This is a genomic window from Limnohabitans sp. (assembly GCF_046052765.1).
GTDB lineage: Bacteria > Pseudomonadota > Gammaproteobacteria > Burkholderiales > Burkholderiaceae_C > Limnohabitans.
The window spans coordinates 1-22,865 of sequence record NZ_JAVLFQ010000080.1; the positions used below are offsets into that span (position 1 = coordinate 1).

General features: G+C 53.7%; 24 protein-coding genes. 16 read left to right on the forward strand and 8 right to left on the reverse strand.

The features are described 5' to 3' along the window. From AC9UG7_RS11385 to AC9UG7_RS11395, 3 genes are all read left to right on the forward strand, one after another. A partial coding sequence (locus AC9UG7_RS11385) for a hypothetical protein (RefSeq protein ID WP_509587809.1) occupies window positions 1-591 on the forward strand: 591 nt, incomplete at its 5' end. Continuing rightward, the gene (locus tag AC9UG7_RS11390) at window positions 578-1,348 is read left to right on the forward strand and encodes a nucleotidyl transferase AbiEii/AbiGii toxin family protein (protein ID WP_509587811.1); all 771 of its coding nucleotides are present in this window, start codon (window positions 578-580) and stop codon (window positions 1,346-1,348) included. The genes AC9UG7_RS11385 and AC9UG7_RS11390, both read left to right, overlap by 14 nt. Then, entirely contained in the window at window positions 1,345-1,977 is a 633-nt protein-coding gene (locus tag AC9UG7_RS11395) for a lytic transglycosylase domain-containing protein (protein WP_509587813.1), read from the forward strand. Before AC9UG7_RS11390 ends, AC9UG7_RS11395 begins: the two co-directional genes overlap by 4 nt. A gap of 31 nt (window positions 1,978-2,008) precedes the next feature. Here AC9UG7_RS11395 and grxD read toward each other — a convergent pair whose 3' ends face one another. Genes grxD through hemA form a run of 4 tightly spaced genes read right to left on the reverse strand, consistent with a single transcriptional unit; the run spans window position 2,009 to window position 5,547 of the window. Next, window positions 2,009-2,326, reverse strand: a complete 318-nt coding sequence (gene grxD, locus AC9UG7_RS11400; RefSeq protein ID WP_509587815.1) for a Grx4 family monothiol glutaredoxin — start codon at window positions 2,324-2,326, stop codon at window positions 2,009-2,011. Window positions 2,327-2,363: 37 nt separating this feature from the next. Continuing rightward, complete coding sequence (gene prmC, locus AC9UG7_RS11405; protein ID WP_509587817.1) at window positions 2,364-3,185, reverse strand: peptide chain release factor N(5)-glutamine methyltransferase; 822 nt, start codon at window positions 3,183-3,185, stop codon at window positions 2,364-2,366. Continuing rightward, the gene (gene prfA, locus AC9UG7_RS11410) at window positions 3,182-4,270 is read right to left on the reverse strand and encodes a peptide chain release factor 1 (RefSeq protein ID WP_509587819.1); all 1,089 of its coding nucleotides are present in this window, start codon (window positions 4,268-4,270) and stop codon (window positions 3,182-3,184) included. Before prfA ends, prmC begins: the two co-directional genes overlap by 4 nt. 17 nt (window positions 4,271-4,287) lie before the next feature. Next, window positions 4,288-5,547, reverse strand: coding sequence for a glutamyl-tRNA reductase (gene hemA / locus AC9UG7_RS11415; protein WP_509587821.1), 1,260 nt, complete (start codon window positions 5,545-5,547; stop codon window positions 4,288-4,290). A gap of 34 nt (window positions 5,548-5,581) precedes the next feature. Here hemA and AC9UG7_RS11420 point away from each other — a divergent pair, with 34 nt between their 5' ends. Genes AC9UG7_RS11420 through ubiB form a run of 7 tightly spaced genes read left to right on the forward strand, consistent with a single transcriptional unit; the run spans window position 5,582 to window position 14,038 of the window. Beyond that, the gene (locus tag AC9UG7_RS11420) at window positions 5,582-5,839 is read left to right on the forward strand and encodes a hypothetical protein (protein ID WP_509587824.1); all 258 of its coding nucleotides are present in this window, start codon (window positions 5,582-5,584) and stop codon (window positions 5,837-5,839) included. Window positions 5,840-5,882: 43 nt separating this feature from the next. Then, window positions 5,883-9,758, forward strand: a complete 3,876-nt coding sequence (locus AC9UG7_RS11425; protein ID WP_509587826.1) for a DUF3683 domain-containing protein — start codon at window positions 5,883-5,885, stop codon at window positions 9,756-9,758. Window positions 9,759-9,761: 3 nt separating this feature from the next. Then, complete coding sequence (locus AC9UG7_RS11430) at window positions 9,762-10,172, forward strand: gamma-butyrobetaine hydroxylase family protein (RefSeq protein ID WP_509587828.1); 411 nt, start codon at window positions 9,762-9,764, stop codon at window positions 10,170-10,172. Window positions 10,173-10,182: 10 nt separating this feature from the next. Then, window positions 10,183-10,914 carry a bifunctional demethylmenaquinone methyltransferase/2-methoxy-6-polyprenyl-1,4-benzoquinol methylase UbiE gene (ubiE, locus tag AC9UG7_RS11435; protein ID WP_509587886.1) on the forward strand — a complete coding sequence of 244 codons (732 nt, stop codon included), beginning with the start codon at window positions 10,183-10,185 and terminating at the stop codon, window positions 10,912-10,914. 35 nt (window positions 10,915-10,949) lie between these two features. After that, window positions 10,950-11,915, forward strand: coding sequence for a Tim44 domain-containing protein (locus tag AC9UG7_RS11440; protein ID WP_509587831.1), 966 nt, complete (start codon window positions 10,950-10,952; stop codon window positions 11,913-11,915). 42 nt (window positions 11,916-11,957) lie between these two features. Next, the gene (locus AC9UG7_RS11445; protein ID WP_509587833.1) at window positions 11,958-12,473 is read left to right on the forward strand and encodes a hypothetical protein; all 516 of its coding nucleotides are present in this window, start codon (window positions 11,958-11,960) and stop codon (window positions 12,471-12,473) included. Continuing rightward, window positions 12,470-14,038 (forward strand): ubiquinone biosynthesis regulatory protein kinase UbiB, encoded by a 1,569-nt coding sequence (gene ubiB / locus AC9UG7_RS11450; protein ID WP_509587835.1) that lies wholly within the window; start codon window positions 12,470-12,472, stop codon window positions 14,036-14,038. The genes AC9UG7_RS11445 and ubiB overlap by 4 nt, the downstream gene beginning before the upstream one ends. Here the strand turns inward: ubiB and AC9UG7_RS11455 are convergent, their stop codons facing one another. From AC9UG7_RS11455 to AC9UG7_RS11465, 3 genes are all read right to left on the reverse strand, one after another. After that, complete coding sequence (locus AC9UG7_RS11455) at window positions 14,039-14,866, reverse strand: ABC transporter permease (protein ID WP_509587837.1); 828 nt, start codon at window positions 14,864-14,866, stop codon at window positions 14,039-14,041. After that, the gene (locus AC9UG7_RS11460) at window positions 14,863-15,804 is read right to left on the reverse strand and encodes an ABC transporter permease (RefSeq protein ID WP_509587839.1); all 942 of its coding nucleotides are present in this window, start codon (window positions 15,802-15,804) and stop codon (window positions 14,863-14,865) included. The genes AC9UG7_RS11455 and AC9UG7_RS11460 overlap by 4 nt, the downstream gene beginning before the upstream one ends. A gap of 75 nt (window positions 15,805-15,879) precedes the next feature. Next, entirely contained in the window at window positions 15,880-17,013 is a 1,134-nt protein-coding gene (locus AC9UG7_RS11465; protein ID WP_509587842.1) for an extracellular solute-binding protein, read from the reverse strand. Between the two features lie 173 nt (window positions 17,014-17,186). Between AC9UG7_RS11465 and AC9UG7_RS11470 the strand changes: the two genes are divergently transcribed. Genes AC9UG7_RS11470 through AC9UG7_RS11495 form a run of 6 tightly spaced genes read left to right on the forward strand, consistent with a single transcriptional unit; the run spans window position 17,187 to window position 22,146 of the window. Continuing rightward, entirely contained in the window at window positions 17,187-17,495 is a 309-nt protein-coding gene (locus AC9UG7_RS11470; RefSeq protein ID WP_509587845.1) for an FmdB family zinc ribbon protein, read from the forward strand. Between the two features lie 14 nt (window positions 17,496-17,509). Next, on the forward strand, window positions 17,510-18,151 hold the full coding sequence (locus AC9UG7_RS11475; protein WP_509587848.1) for a DUF502 domain-containing protein: 642 nt from the start codon (window positions 17,510-17,512) through the stop codon (window positions 18,149-18,151). Window positions 18,152-18,208: 57 nt separating this feature from the next. Beyond that, a complete protein-coding gene (gene aspS / locus AC9UG7_RS11480) occupies window positions 18,209-20,008 on the forward strand; it encodes an aspartate--tRNA ligase (protein WP_509587850.1) in 1,800 nt (599 codons plus the stop codon). 4 nt (window positions 20,009-20,012) lie between these two features. Next, complete coding sequence (gene folE, locus AC9UG7_RS11485; protein ID WP_509587852.1) at window positions 20,013-20,714, forward strand: GTP cyclohydrolase I; 702 nt, start codon at window positions 20,013-20,015, stop codon at window positions 20,712-20,714. 35 nt (window positions 20,715-20,749) lie between these two features. Beyond that, window positions 20,750-21,571: a DUF429 domain-containing protein gene (locus AC9UG7_RS11490; protein WP_509587855.1), complete on the forward strand. Its 822-nt coding sequence runs from the start codon at window positions 20,750-20,752 to the stop codon at window positions 21,569-21,571. 8 nt (window positions 21,572-21,579) lie between these two features. After that, window positions 21,580-22,146, forward strand: coding sequence for a GNAT family N-acetyltransferase (locus tag AC9UG7_RS11495; RefSeq protein ID WP_509587857.1), 567 nt, complete (start codon window positions 21,580-21,582; stop codon window positions 22,144-22,146). Here the strand turns inward: AC9UG7_RS11495 and AC9UG7_RS11500 are convergent. Then, complete coding sequence (locus tag AC9UG7_RS11500; RefSeq protein ID WP_509587859.1) at window positions 22,104-22,862, reverse strand: HesA/MoeB/ThiF family protein; 759 nt, start codon at window positions 22,860-22,862, stop codon at window positions 22,104-22,106. The two genes, AC9UG7_RS11495 and AC9UG7_RS11500, sit on opposite strands and share 43 nt — an antisense overlap. Window positions 22,863-22,865: the final 3 nt, after the last annotated feature.

Here is a 22,865-nt window from a genome sequence, read left to right on the forward strand (position 1 = left end):
ATGGTCAAGTCGGGTCAATTGGTGCGCGTGTCCCGTGGTCTCTATGCGCTGGAACATCCTGCCCATGCACAAGCTCTCGCCGCCGCCTTGGCAGACAAAAAGGGTGGTTTATCGGTCAAAAAAACAACCAGCCCCAGAAAAATGGCGCTTGCCAAAACTGCACATGGGCGGGTGTTGCTGGACTTGTGGGCGCGTGGTGAGAAGACACTCACACGTACAGAGATCCAAATCGCCACGGCAGACTGGATACCGCAAGACATAGACGCGTACCTTTTTTTGCTGCCTGCCTGGTTGCGCGTTGCGCTGCTGCAATGCCATGCAAAGGCCAAGTCGGTTCAACTCGGTTTGGCAGGTGCTTATAGCTGGTCCAACCCTCAGCCGCGGGATGAGCTGTTGATAGCCAAGGTGTTGGATCAACACCGGTTTGAGGACATGGTGCGGGTGTGTGCGCACTTTGGCGTACCCAAAGTCAGGCGTGTGTTTCGCCAACGTGTTTACGAACCCATGCCACGAGCCAGTGTGTCCAGAATGCTGGGCAATATCGCCAAAGGGCTGAAACTCTCACAGCAGGAGGCCTATGCTCAATCTTGATTTTTTGCCGCAGGCGACACAAAAACTCTTTCATCGGCTGAAAGACGATCCGCGATTAGGCAGCTTTACTTTGGTAGGAGGCAGTGCCTTGGCCATGCATATTGGGCATCGGTTGAGCGAAGATTTAGATTTCAATTGTTTCGGGCATGACTTGCCAAGTTTTAAGCTGGATTCGTTGTTGGCTGAACTGTCTGACAGCGGTTGCGAGATACGCAGTTTGATCCCTGCTGAAAAAAAGGTCAGCTTCAAAATAAATACAGGGCAAGACTTAGACAGGCAGATTCAAGACTATGCCATCGATGGCGTCAAAGTCACGTTTCATGCGCGGCAATTTCCTGAGCGGCCTCGGGCGCAAATTGATTGCTTGGTAGCCAGCCCTAAACACCCCATGTCACCCGGTGGTTTCAACGTGATGGGCTTGAACGGCTTGTTTGTCATGAAGACCTTGGTGGTTTATGACCGTGTGAAAGCCAGAGATTTGTATGACTTGATGGTGCTCACCCGGGATCACGGATTTGCTTTGAAGGACGCGTTTGCCGCCATAGCGGCTTACCAACCGGTGCGCCACCAAGATCCGGAACATTTCAAAAGCGTCTTAACAGGTGTGATTCCTTTGGATGGGGATGACGAGGGTTTTGCCAGTATTCAACTTCAAGTCAAGATGAAAGATATTTACCTGTACTTTAAAAAATGGGTGAACGACTATGAGGTTCAAGCGGTCCATGACTTATTGAAAAACTCCGAGACGAAAAAATGATTCGCTTGTATTTTCTGGTCTTCATGTTGCTAGCAATGCAGGTAGCCGTATCTTGGGCCGGCCAGCAACGCGAAGAACACTTGGCCGACTCGGTTCGAACTGCCATGGGTACGGCGGTCACCGGTCTGACGCCGCCGCAACCCTTTTTAGCCACACCTGCGGACAAACAGGTTTACGCACAATGGTTGCAACGCAATTTACAAACATTGAATGCGCGTTTGCGGCAAATACACGGCAATGCAGGTTTGCCCGAGCTCGCTACCCCTGAGCTGCAAACCATGTTTTTGCAAACGGTCTGGTATGAAAGCAGTCGCGCAGCCTTGGACCCGTCTTTGGTACTGGGATTGATGGAAGTCGAAAGCGGATTTCGCAAATACGCTGTCAGCGGCGCAGGTGCAATGGGCGTGATGCAAGTCATGCCTTTTTGGCCGCGCTTACTGACACAAGGGGATGCCACCGCCTTGTTTCAATGGCAGGCGAATATGCGATTTGGTTGTGTCATATTGCGACACTATCTGAAGATTGAAAACGGCGATGTATTCATGGCGCTGGGCCGCTACAACGGTGTGCGGGGCCAGCGTGCTTACCCGAATGCGGTGATGGCTGCACAGCAACGCTGGCTGCCTTGAGCAAACACAGCGCTTGTCAAAGCCCGTTGGTTCAGTTGCCCAAGGCCTTGGTGAGCTCGCCGGATTCGTACATCTCGGTCATGATGTCTGAGCCACCGATGAATTCGCCTTTGACGTACAACTGAGGAATGGTGGGCCAGTTGCTGTATTCCTTGATGCCTTGGCGGATATCGGCGTCATCCAGCACATTGACAGTGGTCAATGTTTTGGTGTCGACGCCGCTGGCCTTGAGCAACTGAATGGCGCGGCCAGAAAAACCGCACATAGGGAAATTGGCATTGCCCTTCATGAACAACACGACATCGTTGTCTTTGACCAGTTGCTCGATACGTTGGTGCACATCACTCATAAAAACTCCCCAATTGCAAAAATGCTGAATAAGCGGATTATTTCACTTCCCCGCGCATGCCACCGCTGCACCGCGCGATGCCCGCGAGGTCATTGCGGCTTTGCACTTGGCTGAAGCCGTTTTGCCGCAGTAAGTCGCCTACCGCCCCTGCTTGATCGTAGCCGTGTTCCAGCAGCAGCCAGCCTTGCGTTTTCAAGTAAGACGGGGCTTGGACGATGATGGTTTGCAAGTCATCCAAGCCAAGCGGCCCGCTGACCAGTGCGCTTTGCGGCTCGTGCACCAGTCCCGGCAAATGCGGGTCGCCTTGGGCGATGTAAGGCGGGTTGGAGACGATCAGGTCAAACCGGCCGTGTACTTGGTTGAACCAATCGCTTTGTTTTATCAACACATCGAGTTGCAAGCGGCGGGCATTGGCCTGCGCCACTTCCATGGCTTGGGCGCTTTGGTCCACGGCATGTACCGACCAATGGGGGCGTTGGTGTTTCAAGGCCAACGCGATGGCGCCGCTGCCGGTGCCCAAATCCAGCACCGAGGCTGGGCCCAAGTTCAGTGACAAAGCCCAATCTACCAAGGTTTCGGTATCAGCGCGTGGCACAAGCACGTCAGGCGTGATTTGCAATTCCAAGCCATGAAAGGCTTGCCAGCCGGTCAGGTAAGCCAAAGGCGTGTCGTCCAGCAGTTGTTGCAGTGCTTGTTGGTAACCTGTTTGCTGTTCGCTGGTCAGTTCAAGCGTATCGTTCAATAGCAACCAAGCTCGGTCGTGCAATGGGCGTTCAAACACATGCAGCAACAGGGTTTGCGCTTCCAGCGAGTCGATGTCTAGCGAGCGAGCATATTGCAGAGCCTGATTTGTGATCACGCCGTGCTTTCCAGCGCTGCCAGTTGTTGCGCGGCTTCATAAGCTTGCAAGGCTTCAACGACATCATTCAAGTCGCCTTCCATGATGGCCAGCAATTTGTACAGCGTGAGGTTGATGCGGTGGTCGGTGAAGCGGCCTTGCGGGAAGTTGTAAGTGCGTATGCGGTCGCTGCGGTCGCCGCTGCCGATCAGGCTTTTGCGTTCGGCCGCGTCTTTGGCAGCGCGTTCACTGCGGTCTTTTTCTTGTATGCGTGCGGTGAGCACGCGCAGTGCTTGCGCTTTGTTGCTGTGCTGACTGCGTCCGTCCTGACACTCGGCGACGATGCCGGTGGGCAAATGTGTGATGCGTACCGCCGAATCGGTTTTGTTGATGTGCTGTCCGCCGGCACCGCTGGCGCGGAAAGTGTCTATGCGTAAATCAGCGGGATTGATTTTGATGGCTTCTGCTTCATCAGGTTCAGCCAACACCGCGACAGTGCACGCACTGGTATGAATACGTCCTTGGGTTTCGGTGACCGGTACGCGCTGCACGCGGTGGCCGCCGGACTCGAATTTCAAACAACCGTAAACGCCACTGCCTTCGATGCGCACCACCACTTCTTTGTAGCCGCCCAACTCGCTGGCCGACTCGCTGACCACTTCCACGCGCCAGCCGCGCTCGGCGCAAAAGCGTGTGTACATGCGCAGCAAATCACCAGCGAACAAGGTCGATTCATCGCCCCCTGTGCCGGCGCGGATTTCCAGAAATGCATTGCGGGCGTCATCCGGGTCTTTGGGCAACAGCATGCGTTGCAATTGCGCTTGCAAGGCTTGTATTTGCTCAGTGGCATGTGCAATTTCTTCTTGCGCCATGGCTTGTACTTCTGGATCGCTGTCTTGCAGCATGGATTGCGCCGCTTCACTGTCTTGCGTCAATTGCAGCCAGCGTTGGTAGGGTGTGACCAACGCCGCTACATCGGCATGTTCGCGCGACAAGGACAGAAATTGTGTCATGTCTTGCATGATGTCTTCGCGCGACAACAAAAAGTCCAACTCGGACAGGCGTTGCACATTGCGCTCGAGTTGAGCACGCATAAACGGCTTCATGGGAATAGGGCTTTCAGCTAACGACCGGCGCGTAAAAAGAAATGCTCGATGGCGTTGCGGGCGAGTTGACGAGCATCTGCATCTTCAGCGTGTAGTTCGGACATGGCGCCATGCAGCATTTTTTGGGTCAAACTTTTAGCCAAGCTCTCCAACACGGCATCAACCGGTTCACCTTTGGCCAGCAGTTTGTGGGCGCGGCTCAATTCGTTGGCTCGCCAAACTTCGGCTTGTTGGTTGAGTTGCTGAATCAAGGGCACATCGGAACGCTTGTCTAGCCAATGCACAAAACTTTGCACACCGGCATCGATGATGACCTCGGCTTCAGCCACTGCCGCTTGGCGGCTGGCTTGGCCGGTTTGCACCACCTGAGACAAATCGTCCACCGTGTACAAATACACGTCGCGCAAAGACTTGACCTCGGGTTCAATATCGCGCGGCACAGCCAGATCGACCATGAACATGGGACTGTGACGGCGTTTTTTCAGCGCACGTTCTACCGCACCCAGGCCGATCAGCGGCAGCGTGCTGGCGGTGCAACTGATGACCGCATCGAATTCATGCAAGCGGTCCGGTAAATCCGCCAGACGCATGACATTGGCCTTGAGTTGTCGCGCCAGCAATTCGCCGCGTTCCATGGTGCGGTTGGCGACCGTCATGCCGCGCGGGTTTTTAGCGGCAAAGTGAGTCGCGCACAGTTCGATCATTTCACCGGCGCCGACAAACAGCACATTGATTTTGCTCAGGTCTTCAAACAATTGACCGGCCAATCGGACCGAAGCCGCTGACATGCTGATACTGTGGGCACCGATTTCGGTGGTGCTGCGCACCTGCTTGGCCACGGCAAACGAACGCTGGAACATCTGGTGCAAAGTGGAACCCAAAGCGCCGACCTCTCGAGCGACCCGCACTGCATCTTTCATTTGACCCAGAATTTGCGGCTCACCCAAAACCATGGAGTCCAAGCCACTGGCGACGCGAAAGGCATGGCGGGCAGCTTGTTCATCGACCATGGTGTAGAGATGGCTGTGCAGACTGTCGGTACTGACACCGCCGGACTCGGCCAACCAAGCCATGGTCTTGGGCATCAAAATTTCATTGGAGGCACAGTAAATTTCGGTGCGGTTACAAGTAGAGAGAATGGTAGCTTCGGTATGACTGCCCACCGCTTGACGAAAACCATCAAGCACCGGCCCCATTTGCTCGACAGCAAAGGCAAAGCGCCCACGCAAATCAAGAGGTGCGGTGGTGTGGTTGAGACCAAGAGCCCATACAGACATGGTGCGGATTATAAAATTTGAATATATGGATGTTATGTCGCTTATGGTTCATTTGCTGAACTTTGTTGCTCCGGCCTGTGCCGTGGCAGCTTGGATGGCATTGGTCACGCCTTTGTTGAGCCGCACAATGCCTGGCTGGAGGGCCTGGCGACGCCAATTTATCTTTAACAGTGTGGTCGGCGCTTGTGTGTTGCTCATTGGTTTGATTGGGTTTGGCAATGATGGCAAAGTCGTCACTTACGCGGCGCTGGTGCTGGCTTGCGCCACTTCACAATGGTTGTTAACCCTTTGAGCTTAGTGCCTGAGGGCACTGGGTTAACATTCGAACGATATTTATGAATGCGCCAACCCCCCTAGACAAACTGATGCCTGCTGTCAGCGACAGCCATCGTTTGAGAGAAATCCCCTACAACTACACCTCGTTTTCTGACCGCGAGATCGTGATCCGTTTGCTCGGCGAGCAGGCTTGGACCATGCTCGAGAGTTTGCGGTTTGAGCGGCGAACTGGGCGATCTGCTCGCATGCTGTTTGAAGTGCTGGGCGACATATGGGTGGTTCAACGCAACCCCTACCTACAAGACGATTTGTTGGACAACCCCAGACGCCGTGGCCTGCTGATTGAGGCTTTGCGCCACCGCTTGTCTGATGTGCAAACCCGCCGACAGCAACACGGCTTGTCCGACGCGCAGCGCGATGCCACCGTTGGCAGCTTGCTGGCTTTTGCACACACGGCTGTCGCGCAATTTGCTGCGCAGTTTGACCAGATTCAAGCTCTGCGAAAAAAAGCCCACAAAGTGTTGCGTAAATGCACCGCCGCGGACAACATCAAGTTTGATGCCATGAGCCGGGTGACGCATGTGACCGATGCCACCGACTGGCGGGTTGAGTACCCGTTCGTGGTCTTGACCCCAGACAGTGAAGCCGAGATGGCGCGATTGGTCAAAGCCTGTATCGAGTTGGGATTGACCATCGTGCCGCGTGGTGGCGGCACTGGATACACAGGTGGCGCTATCCCCTTGACCTGGCAAAGCGTGGTCATCAACACTGAAAAACTCACCGCCATGCACGCCGTGGAAACGGTGGTGTTGCCGGGCTTGTCGCAAGCCACGCCCACCTTGTGGACCGAAGCCGGGGTGGTGACACAACGGGTAGCGGACGCCGCCGAAGCCGCCGGTCTGGTGTTTGCGGTAGACCCGACTTCAGCTGAGGCCTCTTGTATTGGCGGCAACATCGCTATGAATGCAGGCGGAAAAAAAGCGGTGTTGTGGGGCACGGCATTGGACAATCTCGCAAGTTGGCGCATGGTGACACCGGACGCTTTGTGGTTGGAGGTGGTGCGCCTCAATCACAACCTGGGCAAGATCCATGATGCAGATGTCGCCAGTTTCGAATTGCGTTACTTTCAAGCCGACGGCATCACGCCCTTGCGCACCGAACGTCTGGATATCCCGGGCAGCAGTTTTCGCAAGGCTGGCTTGGGCAAAGACGTCACCGATAAATTTCTAAGCGGTTTGCCCGGCGTGCAAAAAGAAGGTTGCGACGGCCTGATCACCAGTGCGCGTTGGATTTTGCACCGCATGCCAGCCCATACCCGCACTGTGTGTTTGGAGTTTTTCGGCCCTGCCCATTTGGCCGTGCCAAGCATTGTCGAGATCAAGGACTACATGTTCCAGGTCGCCAAACAAACCGGCACCTTGCTCGCGGGACTCGAGCATTTGGACAACCGCTATTTGAAGGCGGTGGGCTACACCACCAAATCGAAACGCGGCGGCTTACCCAAAATGGTGTTGTTCGGCGATATCGCCGGTGATGATGCAGACGATGTGGCACGCGTCACCTCTGAAGTGGTGCGCCTGGCCAATGCCCGCAGTGGCGAAGGCTTCATCGCCATCAGCCCTGAGGCACGTAAAAAATTCTGGCTCGACCGCAAGCGCACGGCGGCCATCAGTCGGCATACCAACGCCTTCAAAATCAACGAAGACGTGGTCATTCCTTTGCCACGCATGGCCGAGTACACCGACGGCATTGAGCGCATCAACATCGAACTGTCACTGCGCAACAAAATTGCCCTGTGTGATGCCTTGCTCGACTTGCTCTCCAGCGGTCAGTTACCCATGGCGGCGGTGGACGATGAACTGGACCGTCCTTCGCCCGAATTGCTGCAAGAACGCACGGCACAAGCCAAGGTCTTGTTGGCACAAGTGCGGGCGTTGTGGGACAGCTGGTTGGTAGGCATTGACCATTACCTGTTGCAACTCCAAACCCACGAATTACGCGCCAGTTGGAAAACCCAGTTAAGGGCCGAATTGCACCATTTGTTCAGTGGTGCCGCGTTTGCGCCATTGCGCCGAGAGTTTGACAAAGTGCACCAACAGGTGCTCAAAGGCAGGGTCTGGGCGGCGCTGCACATGCACGCTGGTGATGGCAATGTGCACACCAATTTACCCGTCAACAGCGATGACTACGACATGCTGCACACAGCGCATGAAGCCGTGGCCCGCATCATGGCGTTGGCGCGTTCGCTCGATGGTGTTATTTCGGGTGAACACGGTATCGGTATCACCAAGCTGGAATACCTAACGGACGCTGAGTTGCAACCGTTTGCAGACTACAAGACGCGCATTGACCCGAACGGGCATTTCAACAAAGGCAAGTTGCTGCGTCACGCCACTGCGCATGCGCCAGACATGCGCAAAGCAGATTTGAGCCAAGCCTATACCCCCAGTTTTGGGTTGATGGGGCACGAGTCGTTGATCATGCAGCAGTCAGACATTGGCGCGATTTCCGACTCCATCAAAGACTGCTTGCGCTGCGGTAAGTGCAAACCGGTGTGCGCCACCCATGTGCCGCGTGCCAACTTGCTTTACAGCCCGCGCGACAAAATTTTGGCCACGTCTTTGCTGATTGAAGCTTTCTTGTACGAAGAACAAACCCGGCGCGGCATCTCCATCAAGCATTGGGAAGAATTTGAAGATGTGGCCGACCATTGCACGCTGTGCCATAAGTGCGCCACGCCGTGCCCGGTGGACATCGATTTTGGCGAAGTCAGCATGAACATGCGCAACTTGTTGCGCAAAATGGGCCAGCAAAGTTTCCGGCCTGCGTCGGCTTTCCAGTCCTGGTTGGTAGGCACCGTGAATCCGCAAGCCATTCAAATCGGACATCAACTCACGCGCATGGGCATGCAAGCGCAACGCTTGGCCAACGGCGTGTTCGGAACGCTGGCACGCAAGCAAACCCGTCAACCGCCAGCATCCATAGGTGCGGCTGGCATCAAGGCGCAAGTGATTCATTTTGTGAATAAAAAAATGCCTGCTGGTTTGCCCAACAAGACTGCGCGCGCTTTGCTAGATATAGAAGACCGCGACTATGTGCCCATCATCCGCAATCCGAAAACCACGAGTGCGGATGCCGAGGCGGTGTTTTATTTCCCCGGTTGCGGCTCTGAGCGCTTGTTCAGTCAAGTCGGTTTGGCGACCCAAGCCATGCTTTGGCACACGGGTGTGCAAACCGTGTTGCCGCCCGGTTATTTGTGTTGCGGCTACCCGCAGCGCGGCTCGGGCCAGCAAGACAAAGCAGAGAAAATCATCACAGACAACCGTGTGCTTTTTCACCGCGTTGCCAACACTTTGAACTACTTGGACATCAAAACCGTGGTTGTGAGTTGCGGCACTTGTTTTGATCAGTTACAAGGCTATGAATTCGACAAAATTTTCCCCGGTTGCCGCATTGTTGACATTCACGAATACTTGCTTGGCAAAGGCATCACATTGCCTGGTGGCGAGGCTTACCTGTATCACGATCCTTGTCACAGTCCGATGAAACAACAAGCACCGATGAAAACAGTCAAAGCGCTGTTAGGTGAACAGGTGATCGAAAGCAAACGATGCTGCGGCGAAAGCGGCGGTCTGGCGTATTCACGACCCGATGTGTCGACACAAATCCGCTTTCGCAAAGAACAGGAAATTCTCGCAGGCGAGGCAGCATTGCGAGACAAGGGCTGGGTGGCTGCCAAGGACAATGTGAAAGTGCTGACTTCGTGCCCGAGTTGCCTGATTGGCTTGAACCGTTTCCAAGACGATTTACAAAATGGTTTGCTTGAAGCCGATTACATCGTGGTTGAAATGGCCCACAAAATTCTGGGGGACAACTGGATGTCCGAGTATGTCAATCTCGCCAACACCGGCGGGATAGAGCGCGTATTGGTATAGAACATGGCAGGCCTGCAATCCACCACCCCTCAGCCTACCGACATCGTGTTGCATGGCGCCTCCAAAATGTTGGAAGTGTCATTCGATAACGGCCAGTCTTTTCGACTTCCTTTTGAGTTGTTGAGGGTTTACAGCCCGTCAGCAGAAGTGCAAGGCCACGGCCCTGGGCAAGAGGTTTTGCAAACCGGCAAGCGCCATGTAGGCATACTCAGTCTTGAACCAGTCGGTAACTATGGCGTGCAACCGTCATTCAGCGACGGTCACAACAGTGGCATATATTCTTGGGACTATTTGCACTTCCTCGGTGTGAACCAAGATCATTTGTGGTTGCAGTACGAACAGCGACTGCAACAGGCTGGCACTCAGCGCGATGTGCCCATGTCGGCACGTGGCGGTTCATCCTGTCATTCATAAGGGCGCAGACATGGTCGGCACAGATTTCGGATTCAAAACCGTAGACGAAAACGAAAAGGCTCGTCGTGTGCGTGGCGTGTTCGATTCTGTCGCATCCAAATACGACCTCATGAACGATTTGATGTCCATGGGCTTGCATCGCGCTTGGAAGGCTTACACCTTGTTGGTGGCCAATCTGAAACAGGGCGATAAGGTATTGGATATTGCAGGCGGCACCGGTGACATGGCGCTGGCATTTGCCGACAAGGTAGGTGCCAGCGGTCAGGTGGTTCACACCGATATCAATCTGGCCATGTTGCGACAGGGGCGTGAGCGCTTGATAGACAAGGGTGTGCTGTTGCCGACGCTGGTCTGTGACGCTGAGCAATTACCGTTTCAAGACCGGTATTTCGACTTGGTTTGCGTGGCTTTCGGTTTGCGCAACATGACCCATAAAGACCTAGCGTTGCGTGAAATGGCAAGGGTGCTCAAGCCTGGCGGCAAACTGTTGGTGTTGGAATTTTCCAAAGTTGCCCCACCTCTGGCAAAGGCGTATGACTGGTATTCATTTGAAGTTTTGCCACGATTAGGGAAAATGGTGGCGGGTGACGAATCCAGTTACCGCTATTTGGCAGAGTCGATCCGCATGCATCCAGACCAGCAAAGCTTGAAAGTCCTTATGAAGGAAAGTGGCTTTGCCCATGTGGATATACACAACATGAGCTTGGGTGTGGTCGCGCTTCATGTTGGAATAAGTTGTTGAAATTGCAATTTGTGTGATTGAAGGGTTGGATTGATATGAAAATTTTCAGTGTTGTTCTTGCGCTGTTCATGGTGTTTGCCAGCTTGCATGCCGACGCTGCCAAGCGACTGGGTGGCGGTAAATCTTTTGGCCAGCAATCAGGCAATGTGACACAACGTGAAGCCGGTCGACCTGCCGCCCCCAATGCCGCGCCAAACGCAGCACCTGGCCCTGCGCCCGTCGCGCCACCTGCGGCTGCACCACGTCGCCCTTGGGGTGCCATGCTCGGTGGTCTGGCCGCTGGTTTAGGTCTGGCTTGGCTGGCGCATTCGCTGGGTTTTGGGGCTGAATTCGGCCAATTGCTCATGTTTGCATTGATCGCCATGGCCGTGGTCGTCGTGATCGGCTTTTTCATGCGCAGACGCATGCCACAAGCGCCTGCAGACCCTTATGCCTATGGTGGTGCCGGTTCTTCCACCAATCCATCGGATGTGCCCCAGTACAACCCAGCCAAAATTGGCAATGATGCTTCAGCCAGGCCTTGGGAGCAGGCGGGTGCCACTTTTGACAGTTCGGTGCCAGCCCGCTCGGGTGTACGCATCGGATCCTCGTTGTCAGGGGGTAACCAAAACTGGTTTATTCCTTCAGACTTTGATGTGACAAGTTTTGTGGCCAATGCCAAACAAAACTTCATCAGTTTGCAAGCGGCATGGGACCGTGCAGATATTCCGGCACTGCGGGTCATGATGACTGACAGCATGTTGCACGAAATACAGACCCAATTGGCCGAACGTGGTCAGTTGGTGCAAGGACCCAACCACACAGAAGTGGTCATGATCGAAGCGCAGTTGCTCGGTATTGAGGATCTTGGTGAGGGCTACATGGCCAGTATTGAGTTCTCCGGCATGATCCGCGAAGAGCCCAATACGTCGCCCAGTCCGTTCCGCGAAGTCTGGAACATGACCAAGCCCAAATCCGGCTCCGCCGGTTGGTTGGTGGCGGGCGTCCAAGCCTTGCAATAATCAGGGCAGTTATTTTTTCAATCCGCTCAGCGGACACATCACATGGCCATTGCGTCCCCGCTAGCAGACATGTCTGCCCGATTGTCCGCTTTCCTGTTTGCTTTCAAGCTGCCCGACTGGCTGGTGTTTGAATTGCAAGACAAATGTGTGGTGCTGATCAACCATGTGCTGGGCCAAGAACCCGCCGCGCTCGAACGTCTCAAGCGTCAACAAGGCCAACGCGTGCAACTGAGTTGGCGCGACTTCCGGCTTCAATGGATGATCACGCCCGCTGGTATGTTGGAGCGGGCTGACGCGGATGCACCCGCAGATTTGCATTTGCATATCAATCAAGCGTCGCCATTCTCGCTGGTACAGGGTTTGGTCAAAGGCGAAAAACCGGCCATGCGAATAGACGGAGATGTCATGTTGGCGGCTGACATCAACTGGTTGGTCGACCATGTGCGCTGGGATATTGAAGAAGATGTATCCCGTGTATTCGGGGATGCAGTGGCTCACCAAGTGGTGCTGATTTTGAAGCGGGCAGCCAGCTTATTGCGTGAGTTCGCCGCCAAATGACCCGCATCTACCGCGGCATTTTCATTCTCTGGATCGTGCTTAGGTTCGGTCTGGATGAATTATTGCTGTCTGGCTTCAAACAAGCTTGGCTGGTTCGTGTATCTCGGGTACTGACCATTGGCCGCAATTTGAGTGCACCGCGTGGCCAGCGATTGCGACAGGCGCTTGAACACCTCGGACCAGTGTTTGTCAAACTCGGTCAGGTGCTCTCCACCAGACGCGATTTATTGCCCAGCGACATCGCCGACGAATTGGCTAAATTGCAAGACCAAGTGCCACCATTTGCATCGGATTTGGCTGTGGCATCGATTGAACGCGCTTTGGGTCGCCGCGTGGAAGATATCTTCAGTCGCTTTGACAGGGTACCGGTGGCCAGCGCATCGATTGCGCAAGTGCATTTCGCCAGTCTGCGCAATAGCAATGGACAAGAGCGCGAAGTGGCAGTCAAAGTATTGCGACCGGGCATGCTTTCGGTCATCAATAAAGACGTCGATTTGATGCGCACCATGGCTGTGTGGTTAGAGCGTTTATCTCATGACGGCAAGCGGCTCAAGCCGCGCGAAGTGGTGGCCGAGTTTGACAAATACCTCCATGATGAGCTCGATCTGGTGCGCGAAGCCTCCAATGCCACGCAATTGCGTCGCAACATGGAGGGTTTGGATTTGGTGCTGATTCCAGAAATGATTTGGGAATATTGCACCCGCGATGTCATCGTCATGGAGCGCATGCACGGTATACCGATCAGCCATGTCGATGCTTTGCGACAAGCTGGTGTGGATATTCCCAAACTGGCCAGAGATGGTGTCACTATATTTTTTACCCAGGTGTTTCGAGATGGTTTTTTTCATGCCGATATGCACCCTGGCAATATCCAAGTCAGTTTGGCGCCGGCGACTTTTGGGCGTTATGTGTCCTTGGATTTCGGCATCGTCGGAACCTTGACCGAGTTTGACAAAGAGTATCTGGCACAGAATTTCACCGCTTTTTTCCGGCGGGACTATCAACGTGTGGCTGAGTTGCACATTGAATCAGGCTGGGTGCCAGCGCAAACGCGTGTCGACGAACTCGAGTCGGCGATTCGCGCTGTGTGTGAGCCTTACTTTGACAGACCGCTGAAAGAAATTTCCTTGGGTATGGTGTTGATGCGTTTGTTTCAGACCTCGCGCCGCTTTCAAGTAGAGATTCAACCGCAATTGGTATTGCTGCAAAAAACCTTGCTCAACATCGAAGGACTGGGTCGTCAACTCGACCCCGAGTTGGACTTGTGGAGCACGGCCAAACCATTCTTGGAAAAGTGGATGCTCGAGCAAATCGGGCCGCAGCGTTTGTGGCAGCAACTCAAAGAAGAGGCCCCTCGCCTGGCCAAAATGCTGCCTGAAATCCCGCGTCTGGTACATGCGTTTTTACAGCGTGACCATGAACAAGAGCGCAAGCAACTGCATGAATTGATACGTATGCAACAACGCACCAACCGCACATTGCAGGCCTTATTGCTGTTGGCGTTGGGATTTTTTGCAGGCATGGTTATCACCGCTTTGGTCGGCGTTTGGAGCTTGGCCGGTTGATTATTCCCCGCGCGGTATCTGGCTTTGACGAGACTGTCTGGCCAGCTGTACGCCATAAATGGCGACAGCCAAAGTCACTACCAACATCAACAGACTGGCGGCTGCATAAATAGTTGGGTTGACGCCTCGGCGGGCGTAATTGAAGATGACTTGGGGCAGGGTGGTAACACCGGGACCGGCCAGAAATTCGGATATCACCACATCATCAAAAGACAAGGTGAACGTCAGCAGCCAGCCTGCAAGCAATGCCTGAGACATATTGGGCAGAGTGACCAGAAAAAACACCTGAAAAGGTCGGCAGCCTAAATCTAATGCGGCCTCTTCAATCGATTTGTCCATTTCTTTGAGGCGAGATTGAATCACTACGCTGGCATAGGCCATGCCCAGCAGTGCATGACCGAGCACGATGGTGAGCGTGCCGCGTTCGGGCCAACCGAGCAAACGCTCCATGCCGACAAACAGCAATAGCAGTGACATACCGATGATCACCTCGGGCATGACCAGCGGGGAGGACAACATGGCGTTGAACAAGGTGCGACCACGAAACTTGCCGAACCGAACGAGCGCAAATGCAGCCATAGTGGCCAGTACCGTGCCCAGTGTGGCGCTCATCAAAGCCACTTTGAATGAGAGTAAAAACCCCTCTACCAGCCGGTTGTCTTTGAGCAAGGCTTCATACCAGCGCAATGAAAACCCGGTGAACACACTGTCTTGGCGGGTGCTGTTGAATGAGAACAGAACCAAAAAAGCCAGCGGTAAATAAAAAAACGCATAGACCGCGGCCAGCCAGAATTTGCCAACATGCTCACGCCACCACAGCAGGCTCATGCGGGCGACTCCAACTCGGCTTTGCGCATCACGCGCTGGTTGTACCAAGCCAAGGGCATGATCACACCAACAATCATCACAATGGACAGCGCACTCGCGCGCGGCCAGTTGTTGCTGCTGAACATTTCATCCCACACCACGCGACCAATCATCAGGTTTTCGGCTCCCCCCAGCAGCGAAGGGATGACGAATTCACCCAGACAGGGAATGAATACCAACATCGAACCTGCCACCACACCCGAGCGACTGAGCGGTACCGTGACCAGCCAAAATGTTTGCCACGGCGTAGCCCCCAAATCTTGCGAGGCTTCAAGCAAGCGACCATCGAGCTTGACCAGATTCGCGTACAAGGGCAGCACCATGAAAGGCAAATAGACATAGGTCATGCCAATCAGCATGGACACATCGTTGTAAAGCAATTGCATAGGTTCATTGACCAAGCCAAGCGCAATCAACAAATGGTTGATGATGCCTTGTTCTGTCAATAAGCCTTTCCATGCGTACACGCGCAATAAAAACGAAGTCCAAAAGGGCAGCATCACCATCAATAACAACATAGGTCGAACAGCAGGGTGGCTACGCGCCAGAAAATAGGCAAACGGATACCCCACCAATAAACACATCAAGGTGGTCCACAACGCATATTTAAGCGACAACACATAGGACTCGGTGTACAGCGTTTGGAGCCAACCGGTATCCGTGTCCTTGAGCAGAGATAAATAATTGGCAAGCTTGAGATGCAACATGACTTGCCCGTTGCTTGATTGGATCAACGGCGCGAATGGATCCAATCCTTCGCCCATGTCGGTCACGCTGATGCGAAGCAAAATGAAAAACGGCACCGCAAAAAACAGCAGTAACCAGAACCAAGGCAAGCTCAGCACCACACTGCGACCGTGGCGTAAGCTGAGTTGATTCCAAGCAGAGAATAGCTTCACAGACTGGCCGTCAGTGACAGTAAAAACACAGAGCGAGGCGGGTTCATAGACATTGACTCGCCCTGTGTCATGCGATTACTTGCCTTTTTTGAAGCTGGTGAATACAGCAGTCATAGACTCGCGGGTGGCATTTCCCAAGGCCTCTGGTGGCACCATCAAGGCTAGATTGGTTTCGTCAGGAAAAACGGCTTTGTTTTGAGCCACTTCGGGGGTGACAAGTGCAACGCTGGCTTTGTTGGCTGTGGGGTAGCCCAGCTCATTGGTCTGAGAGGCGGACACTTCAGCCTTGAGGTAATAGTTGATGAAAGCCATGGCGTTGTTGGGGTGCTTGGCATCGGCCGGCACTGCCAAGTTGTCAAAGAAAATCAAGCCACCGGTTTTGGGCAACAAGACTTCAATTTGAATACCGCTTTTATTTTCTTCTGCACGTGCGGCTGCTTGGTTGAAGTCGCCAGCCCAGCCGAGTGCCACACAAGCTTTACCACCCGCGATGTCATCGATCATGGTGCTAGAGAACAAACGGATGTCTTTGCGGACTTTGGCTAGCATTTCACCAGCGGCCTTGTGGTCTGCCGCGTCTTCGGAATAGGCTTTTTTGCCGATGTAGTGCAGTGCAGGCGGAAGAATTTCTGTTGGTGAATCCAAGTAAGCAATGCCACAGGATTTCAATTTGCTGGTGTAGGTGGGGTTAAACACCAAATCCCAAGCGTTGTCAGGCATGGGGGTATTGCCCAGCGCTTTGGCCACTTTGGCCTTGTTGATGGCTACCGTGGTGAAACTCCAAGCCCAAGGAACCACATACTGATTGTCCGGGTCAACGCCCACGAGCTTGCCCATCAATCCACTGTCCAAATTTTTGTAGTTGGGAATTTGAGTCTTGTCGAGTTTCTTGAGCAAACCGGCATCAATTTGGGCTTTGACAAACACCGAACCTGGCACGACGATGTCATAGCCCGTGTTGCCAGCGACCAATTTGGCTTGCAAGCCTTCGTTGTTTTCAAATGTCTGGTAATTGACCTTGATGCCGGTTTCGGTTTCAAAATTGGCAATCAAGTCTTTGGCGACATAGTCAGGCCAGTTATAAATATTCAGAACTTTTTCCTCGGCATTCACAGCTACTGCAGGGGCTGTGGCCTTGGGCTCTTCTTTCTTGCCGCAAGCGGCTACAGCCAAAACGGCCAGGAGTACCAAAGAAAAACGGTATGACATGATGACTATGACTCCAATGAGAGGGGTGAATGGTCGGGGTTGAACCTGAAATAATCGTCAGGAAGCTTAGTATAAGTAATGAAATACGCCTTCATAGGCAAAAATCGTTCTGCTGAAGATAAAAGCTTACAATCTGTGGCTTTGTCAATTCTCCCTCACCCAGCGGTAACACCATGCCAATTTATGCTTATAAATGCGGATCTTGCGGTTTCGCCAAAGACCATTTACAAAAAATTTCAGACCCCGCTTTGACCGCATGCCCCCAATGCGGCAAACCCACATTTTCTAAGCAGTTGTCTGCGCCTGGGTTTCAGCTCAAGGGTTCGGGTTGGTATGCAACCGATTTCAAAAGTGGCGGCAGCGCGGCCGCGCCTACTGCAAACTCTGATGCACCGTCAACCGCGGTGGCTGATGCACCTGCTAAAACGGATACGCCTGCAGCTTCGGCGAGCGCGTGTGCGCCGTCTTGTGCTTGCCATTGAACCGCTTGTCATCCATGAATATTAAAAAATACATATTTGCTGGACTTCTGGTCTGGTTACCGTTGGCGATTACCTTGTGGGTGCTCAGCTGGTTGGTCGGAGTCATGGACGGTATTTTTGCCAATGTGCTGTTTGGCTTCAGCAGTGTGTTGCCTCAGTCAATCGGGGATTCTTTCCAGCATCTGCTGCAAATTCGTGGGCTGGGCGTGATACTTGTATTTTTGGTGTTGGTGATCACTGGCGCATTCGCCTCCAACGTCGCCGGTCGTTGGTTGGTCACGCAGTGGGACAAATTGTTTACCCACATACCGATTGTCAAATCCATATACACCAGTGTCAAAAAAGTATCCGATACATTGTTTTCCAGCAATGGCAATGCGTTTCGCAAAGCCGTGCTGATTCCATACCCGCGTCAAGGTGCTTGGACGATTGCATTTCAAACCGGTACGCCTACCGGCGAAGTCGCCGCGCATGTCGGCGCCGGTCACATCAGTGTGTATGTGCCGACCACGCCCAACCCCACCAGCGGTTTTTTCCTGCTGGTACCGGCGGCCGATGTGATTGAATTGAACATGAGCGTGGACGAAGCCTTGACCTATGTGATTTCCATGGGTGCTGTCTCGCCAGATTTACCTGCGATGAAAACCATTTCCTGAATCTGGCCGGCTATGGCCGACTGAACTTCAAAAACCTGTCACGAAAGAATTTTTAACATGGCTATGCGATCTCATTACTGCGGCTTGGTGACCGAAGCCATTCAAGGTCAAACCGTCACATTGTGCGGTTGGGTCAATCGCAGACGTGACCACGGCGGTGTCATTTTTGTCGACCTGCGCGACCGCGAGGGTTATGTGCAAGTGGTTTGCGACCCAGACCGCGCTGCCATGTTCCAACAAGCCGAAGAATTACGCAACGAGTTTTGCATACAAATCAAAGGTCTGGTGCGCTTGCGCCCCGAGGGCACGACCAACGAAAGCCTGAAAAGCGGCAAGATCGAAGTTCTGTGTCACGAACTGGTGGTGTTGAACCCGTCGGTCACGCCGCCCTTTCAGTTGGATGACGACAACCTGTCGGAGACCACGCGATTGACCCATAGGGTGTTAGATTTGCGCAGACCTTATATGCAAAAAAATCTGATGCTGCGCTACAAAGTCGCCATGGCAGTGCGTAAGTTTTTAGATTCCAATGGGTTTGTCGATATTGAAACGCCTATGTTGACCAAAAGCACGCCTGAAGGTGCGCGCGACTATCTGGTACCCAGTCGTGTGCATGACGGCCATTTTTTCGCTTTGCCCCAATCCCCTCAACTGTTCAAGCAACTGTTGATGGTGTCTGGATTTGACCGTTACTACCAAATCACCAAATGTTTTCGCGACGAAGACTTGCGGGCTGACCGCCAGCCTGAATTCACCCAAATCGATATTGAAACCTCATTCATGGACGAGGAGGAAATCCGCGCTTTGTTCCAAGACATGATCAAAGGTGTGTTTGTGGAAGCCCTGGGCATTGAACTTGGTGATTTCCCCGTCATGGCCTACAACGAAGCCATGCATCGTTTTGGTTCAGACAAGCCAGATATGCGGGTCAAGTTGGAATTCACCGAGTTGACCGATGTGATGGCCGATGTTGACTTCAAAGTATTCAGCGCACCGGCGACCACACCCGGTGGTCGCGTGGTCGCCTTGCGTGTTCCTAACGGCGGCGAGATGAGTCGTGGCGAAATCGACAGTTACACCGAGTTTGTGAAAATTTACGGTGCCAAGGGTTTGGCTTGGATCAAAGTCAATGATGTGAGTGCTGGGCGCGAGGGTTTACAGTCACCCATCGTGAAAAATATTCATGATGCAGCCATTGCCGAAATCTTGAAACGCAGCGGCGCACACAACGGCGACCTGTTGTTCTTCGGTGCCGACAAAGCCAAGGTGGTGAACGATGCTATCGGCGCTTTGCGCTTGAAAGTCGGACACAGCGAGTTTGGCAAAAAGCAAGGCTTGCTGGAAAACCGTTGGGCTCCTTTGTGGGTGGTCGACTTTCCCATGTTTGAGTACGACGAAGAGGCACAGCGTTACAACGCGGTACACCATCCGTTCACCGCACCCAAAGACGGCCACGAAGACTGGATGGTCACGGCGCCGGAAAAATGCGTGGCCAAGGGCTATGACATGGTGTTGAATGGCTGGGAAATTGGTGGCGGTTCGGTGCGTATTCACCGCGCCGATGTGCAACAAAAAGTGTTTGATGCCCTCAAAATCACGCCCGAGGAAGCGCAAATCAAGTTTGGCTTTTTGCTTGATGCGTTGCAATACGGCGCGCCGCCTCACGGTGGACTGGCATTTGGCCTAGACCGCATAGTGACCTTGATGACTGGTGCCGAATCGATCCGCGATGTGATCGCTTTCCCCAAAACCCAGCGTGCCCAGTGCTTGCTGACGCAAGCGCCGTCTCTGGTGGACGAGAAACAATTGCGCGAACTGCATATTCGCTTGCGCAACCTCGACGCCAAAGTGGCTTGACACCATGAGCAAATCCACAGCAGATCAAGGCGTTCCCATCTCGGTCAAAATCCGCGAGCGTGTGCTGGCCTCTAAACAACGCTTTCATGCGAACGACAACATTGCCGAGTTCATAGAACCGGGTGAACTGGAAGCCATGTTGCAAGAAGTCGAAGACAAAATGAAAGCCGTGCTTGAAAGTCTGGTGATTGACACCGCCAACGACCACAACACCACCGACACCGCCAAACGCTTGGCCAAGATGTACGTCAAAGAAGTGTTTAACGGGCGCTATGTCAAGTCACCCGAAATCACCGAGTTTCCCAACGCTGAGCGTTTGAATGAGTTGATGATCGTCGGCCCGATTACCGTGCGCAGCGCCTGCAGCCACCACTTTTGTCCTGTCATCGGCAAAATTTGGATTGGTGTGCTGCCGAATAAAAATACCAACGTCATTGGTTTGTCCAAGTACGCGAGACTGGCCGAATGGGTGATGGGCAGGCCGCAAATTCAGGAAGAGGCTGTGGTGCAACTCGCCGATTTGATTCAACATAAAACCCGACCCGATGGTCTGGCGTTGGTGATGGAAGCCACACACTTTTGTATGGCCTGGCGCGGTGTCAAAGACATGGACAGCCGCATGATCAACTCTGTCATGCGCGGCGCATTTCTCAAAGACCCGATTTTGCGGCGCGAATTTTTGGCGCTGATACCGCAAAAAAATTAACCCATGGCGGCCTTGTCAGCCTCTGACTGTGCCCGATGACACGTTTATTAGGCTGCGATTTCAGCAGCAGTCCCTCCAAACGCAAACACATCGTCTTGGCCTGGGGTGAAGCCTCAGGCGAGCGTGTGGTGTTAAAGCAGTTGCAATTTCTCCCTACGCTGGAGACTTTCAGCCAAAGTCTGCACACGCCCGGCCCGTGGGTGGGCGGTTTCGATCTGCCCTTTGGATTGCCGCGTGAATTGGTGGCCACTCTAGGTTGGCCGATGCAGTGGTTGGCTTGTATGCAACATTTTGCGCAACTCAGCCGCGAGGACATACGTACGCAGTTCGCCCAGTTTTGCAACAGCAGACCAGCCGGTGCCAAGTTTGCACACCGCGCCACTGACTTGCCGGCTGGCTCCAGCCCCTCGATGAAATGGGTCAATCCTCCTGTGGCATTCATGTTGCACGCGGGTGTGCCTTTGTTGAGCCAAGCCGGTGTGCATTTCCCGGGCTTGCACGATGGCGATAAGCAGCGCGTGGCCTTAGAGGCATACCCCGGTATGTGGGCGCGGCGGGTGCTACAGCGACAAAGTTATAAAAATGATGCCGCGGCCAAACAAACCGGCGAACGCTGGGTAGCACGTAAAAATTTGTTACACGCCTTGGTTTGGGGACACGATGACTTGCCCATGCGTTTGAAATTGAGCTCGGCCATGGCCGATGCTTTGGTGGAAGACGCCAGTGGTGACAGCATGGATGCCGTGATTTGCATGATGCAAGCCGCGTGGTCGCAGCAGCAGTTCGAACAAGGCGACCCCATGTATGGTTTACCGCCCGATATGGACCCCCTTGAGGGCTGGATTGTCAATGCATGAATGAAGTCATGTTCACGCAAGTTCTGGAAACGCCGCGCATGTGGTTGCGCTGTCCCATGCCAGGTAACGGGGAGGCGCTTTACTTGGGCGTGCAACAAACGTTGGCGCAATTGCAGACATGGCCGGACTCCTTGCCTTGGGCGCAACAACCACAATCGCCCGACATCTCGGAAGACTATTGCCAGACGTGTTATGCCGCCTGGGTGATGGGATTGCGCTGGCCGCTGCTGATGTGGGACAAAGCGACGGGGCAGCTAGCGGGCAACATCGGTTTTCATCAGATCGACCATGACACGCATACTTTGGAGTTGGGCTATTGGTGCTGCCTGTCTTTTCAGGGGCAAGGACGCATGAGTGAGGCTGTTTCTGTATTGACTGCTTATGTGGTCTTGCATTGGCCACAGGTGCTTATGCTGTGCCGAATTGATAAACGCAATCTCGCCAGCTTGCGTGTGGTGAAAAAAGCAGGATTTCGTTGCGAGAAAGAAGAGGACTTGGTGTCAGACAGCGGTTCACGGTATCTGGTACAGCATCATGTGCTGGGGCGTGATTGGCAGACCGGGCAGTCGGATTGACGTTGCAGTCGCATCTCTGTCCAACTCAGGTCACGACCGTCAAGCATTTGTAATCGCCCGGCCAACGATGGCCCCAGATGGGTTAACAACTTCAATGCTTCAGCCGCTTGCAGGCTGCCAATCACACCGACCAAGGGTGCCAACACACCCATCGTGGCACAACTGACCTCTTCGGGAATATCCTCAGGGGGAAACACGCAGGCATAGCAGGGTGAGGTGGCATCGCGCACATCGTAGGTGGTGAGTTGCCCGTCAAGACGAATGATGGCACCGCTCACCAAAGGTACCTGATGCGCCACACAAGCCGCATTGAATGCTTGGCGGGTTTGAAAATTGTCGGTGCAATCCAGCGCCACATCTGTGTCAGCCATCAGTTGATGCAGTAAGACGGCATCGGCGCGTTGCGAGATGATGCGCACATCGATGTCAGGATTGAGTGCCAGCATGCTCACCCGAGCGGATTCGACCTTGAGTTGACCTATGCGCGCCGTGGTGTGGGCAATTTGTCTTTGCAGATTGGTTAAATCAACCGTGTCGTGGTCTATAAGGGTGATACGCCCGACACCAGACGCCGCCAAGTACATGGCAGCCGCACTGCCCAAGCCGCCTGCACCGAGCACCAGCGCATGGCTTTGCAGCAAACAATCCTGCCCGGTGTCGCCGAGTTCATCGAGAAGAATATGGCGAGAGTATCTGAGCAGTTGGGCGTCATTCACCCT

What these genes read in the sequence shown, in the direction of transcription:
- AC9UG7_RS11390 (WP_509587811.1), top strand. Translation starts at nt 578, where the DNA reads ATGCTCAATCTTGATTTTTTGCCGCAGGCGACACAAAAACTCTTTCAT.
- AC9UG7_RS11395 (WP_509587813.1), top strand. Translation starts at nt 1,345, where the DNA reads ATGATTCGCTTGTATTTTCTGGTCTTCATGTTGCTAGCAATGCAGGTA.
- grxD (WP_509587815.1), bottom strand. Translation starts at nt 2,326, where the DNA reads ATGAGTGATGTGCACCAACGTATCGAGCAACTGGTCAAAGACAACGAT.
- prfA (WP_509587819.1), bottom strand. Translation starts at nt 4,270, where the DNA reads ATGAAGCCGTTTATGCGTGCTCAACTCGAGCGCAATGTGCAACGCCTG.
- hemA (WP_509587821.1), bottom strand. Translation starts at nt 5,547, where the DNA reads ATGTCTGTATGGGCTCTTGGTCTCAACCACACCACCGCACCTCTTGAT.
- AC9UG7_RS11420 (WP_509587824.1), top strand. Translation starts at nt 5,582, where the DNA reads ATGTCGCTTATGGTTCATTTGCTGAACTTTGTTGCTCCGGCCTGTGCC.
- AC9UG7_RS11425 (WP_509587826.1), top strand. Translation starts at nt 5,883, where the DNA reads ATGAATGCGCCAACCCCCCTAGACAAACTGATGCCTGCTGTCAGCGAC.
- AC9UG7_RS11430 (WP_509587828.1), top strand. Translation starts at nt 9,762, where the DNA reads ATGGCAGGCCTGCAATCCACCACCCCTCAGCCTACCGACATCGTGTTG.
- ubiE (WP_509587886.1), top strand. Translation starts at nt 10,183, where the DNA reads ATGGTCGGCACAGATTTCGGATTCAAAACCGTAGACGAAAACGAAAAG.
- AC9UG7_RS11440 (WP_509587831.1), top strand. Translation starts at nt 10,950, where the DNA reads ATGAAAATTTTCAGTGTTGTTCTTGCGCTGTTCATGGTGTTTGCCAGC.
- AC9UG7_RS11445 (WP_509587833.1), top strand. Translation starts at nt 11,958, where the DNA reads ATGGCCATTGCGTCCCCGCTAGCAGACATGTCTGCCCGATTGTCCGCT.
- ubiB (WP_509587835.1), top strand. Translation starts at nt 12,470, where the DNA reads ATGACCCGCATCTACCGCGGCATTTTCATTCTCTGGATCGTGCTTAGG.
- AC9UG7_RS11455 (WP_509587837.1), bottom strand. Translation starts at nt 14,866, where the DNA reads ATGAGCCTGCTGTGGTGGCGTGAGCATGTTGGCAAATTCTGGCTGGCC.
- AC9UG7_RS11465 (WP_509587842.1), bottom strand. Translation starts at nt 17,013, where the DNA reads ATGTCATACCGTTTTTCTTTGGTACTCCTGGCCGTTTTGGCTGTAGCC.
- AC9UG7_RS11470 (WP_509587845.1), top strand. Translation starts at nt 17,187, where the DNA reads ATGCCAATTTATGCTTATAAATGCGGATCTTGCGGTTTCGCCAAAGAC.
- AC9UG7_RS11475 (WP_509587848.1), top strand. Translation starts at nt 17,510, where the DNA reads ATGAATATTAAAAAATACATATTTGCTGGACTTCTGGTCTGGTTACCG.
- aspS (WP_509587850.1), top strand. Translation starts at nt 18,209, where the DNA reads ATGGCTATGCGATCTCATTACTGCGGCTTGGTGACCGAAGCCATTCAA.
- folE (WP_509587852.1), top strand. Translation starts at nt 20,013, where the DNA reads ATGAGCAAATCCACAGCAGATCAAGGCGTTCCCATCTCGGTCAAAATC.
- AC9UG7_RS11490 (WP_509587855.1), top strand. Translation starts at nt 20,750, where the DNA reads ATGACACGTTTATTAGGCTGCGATTTCAGCAGCAGTCCCTCCAAACGC.
- AC9UG7_RS11495 (WP_509587857.1), top strand. Translation starts at nt 21,580, where the DNA reads ATGTTCACGCAAGTTCTGGAAACGCCGCGCATGTGGTTGCGCTGTCCC.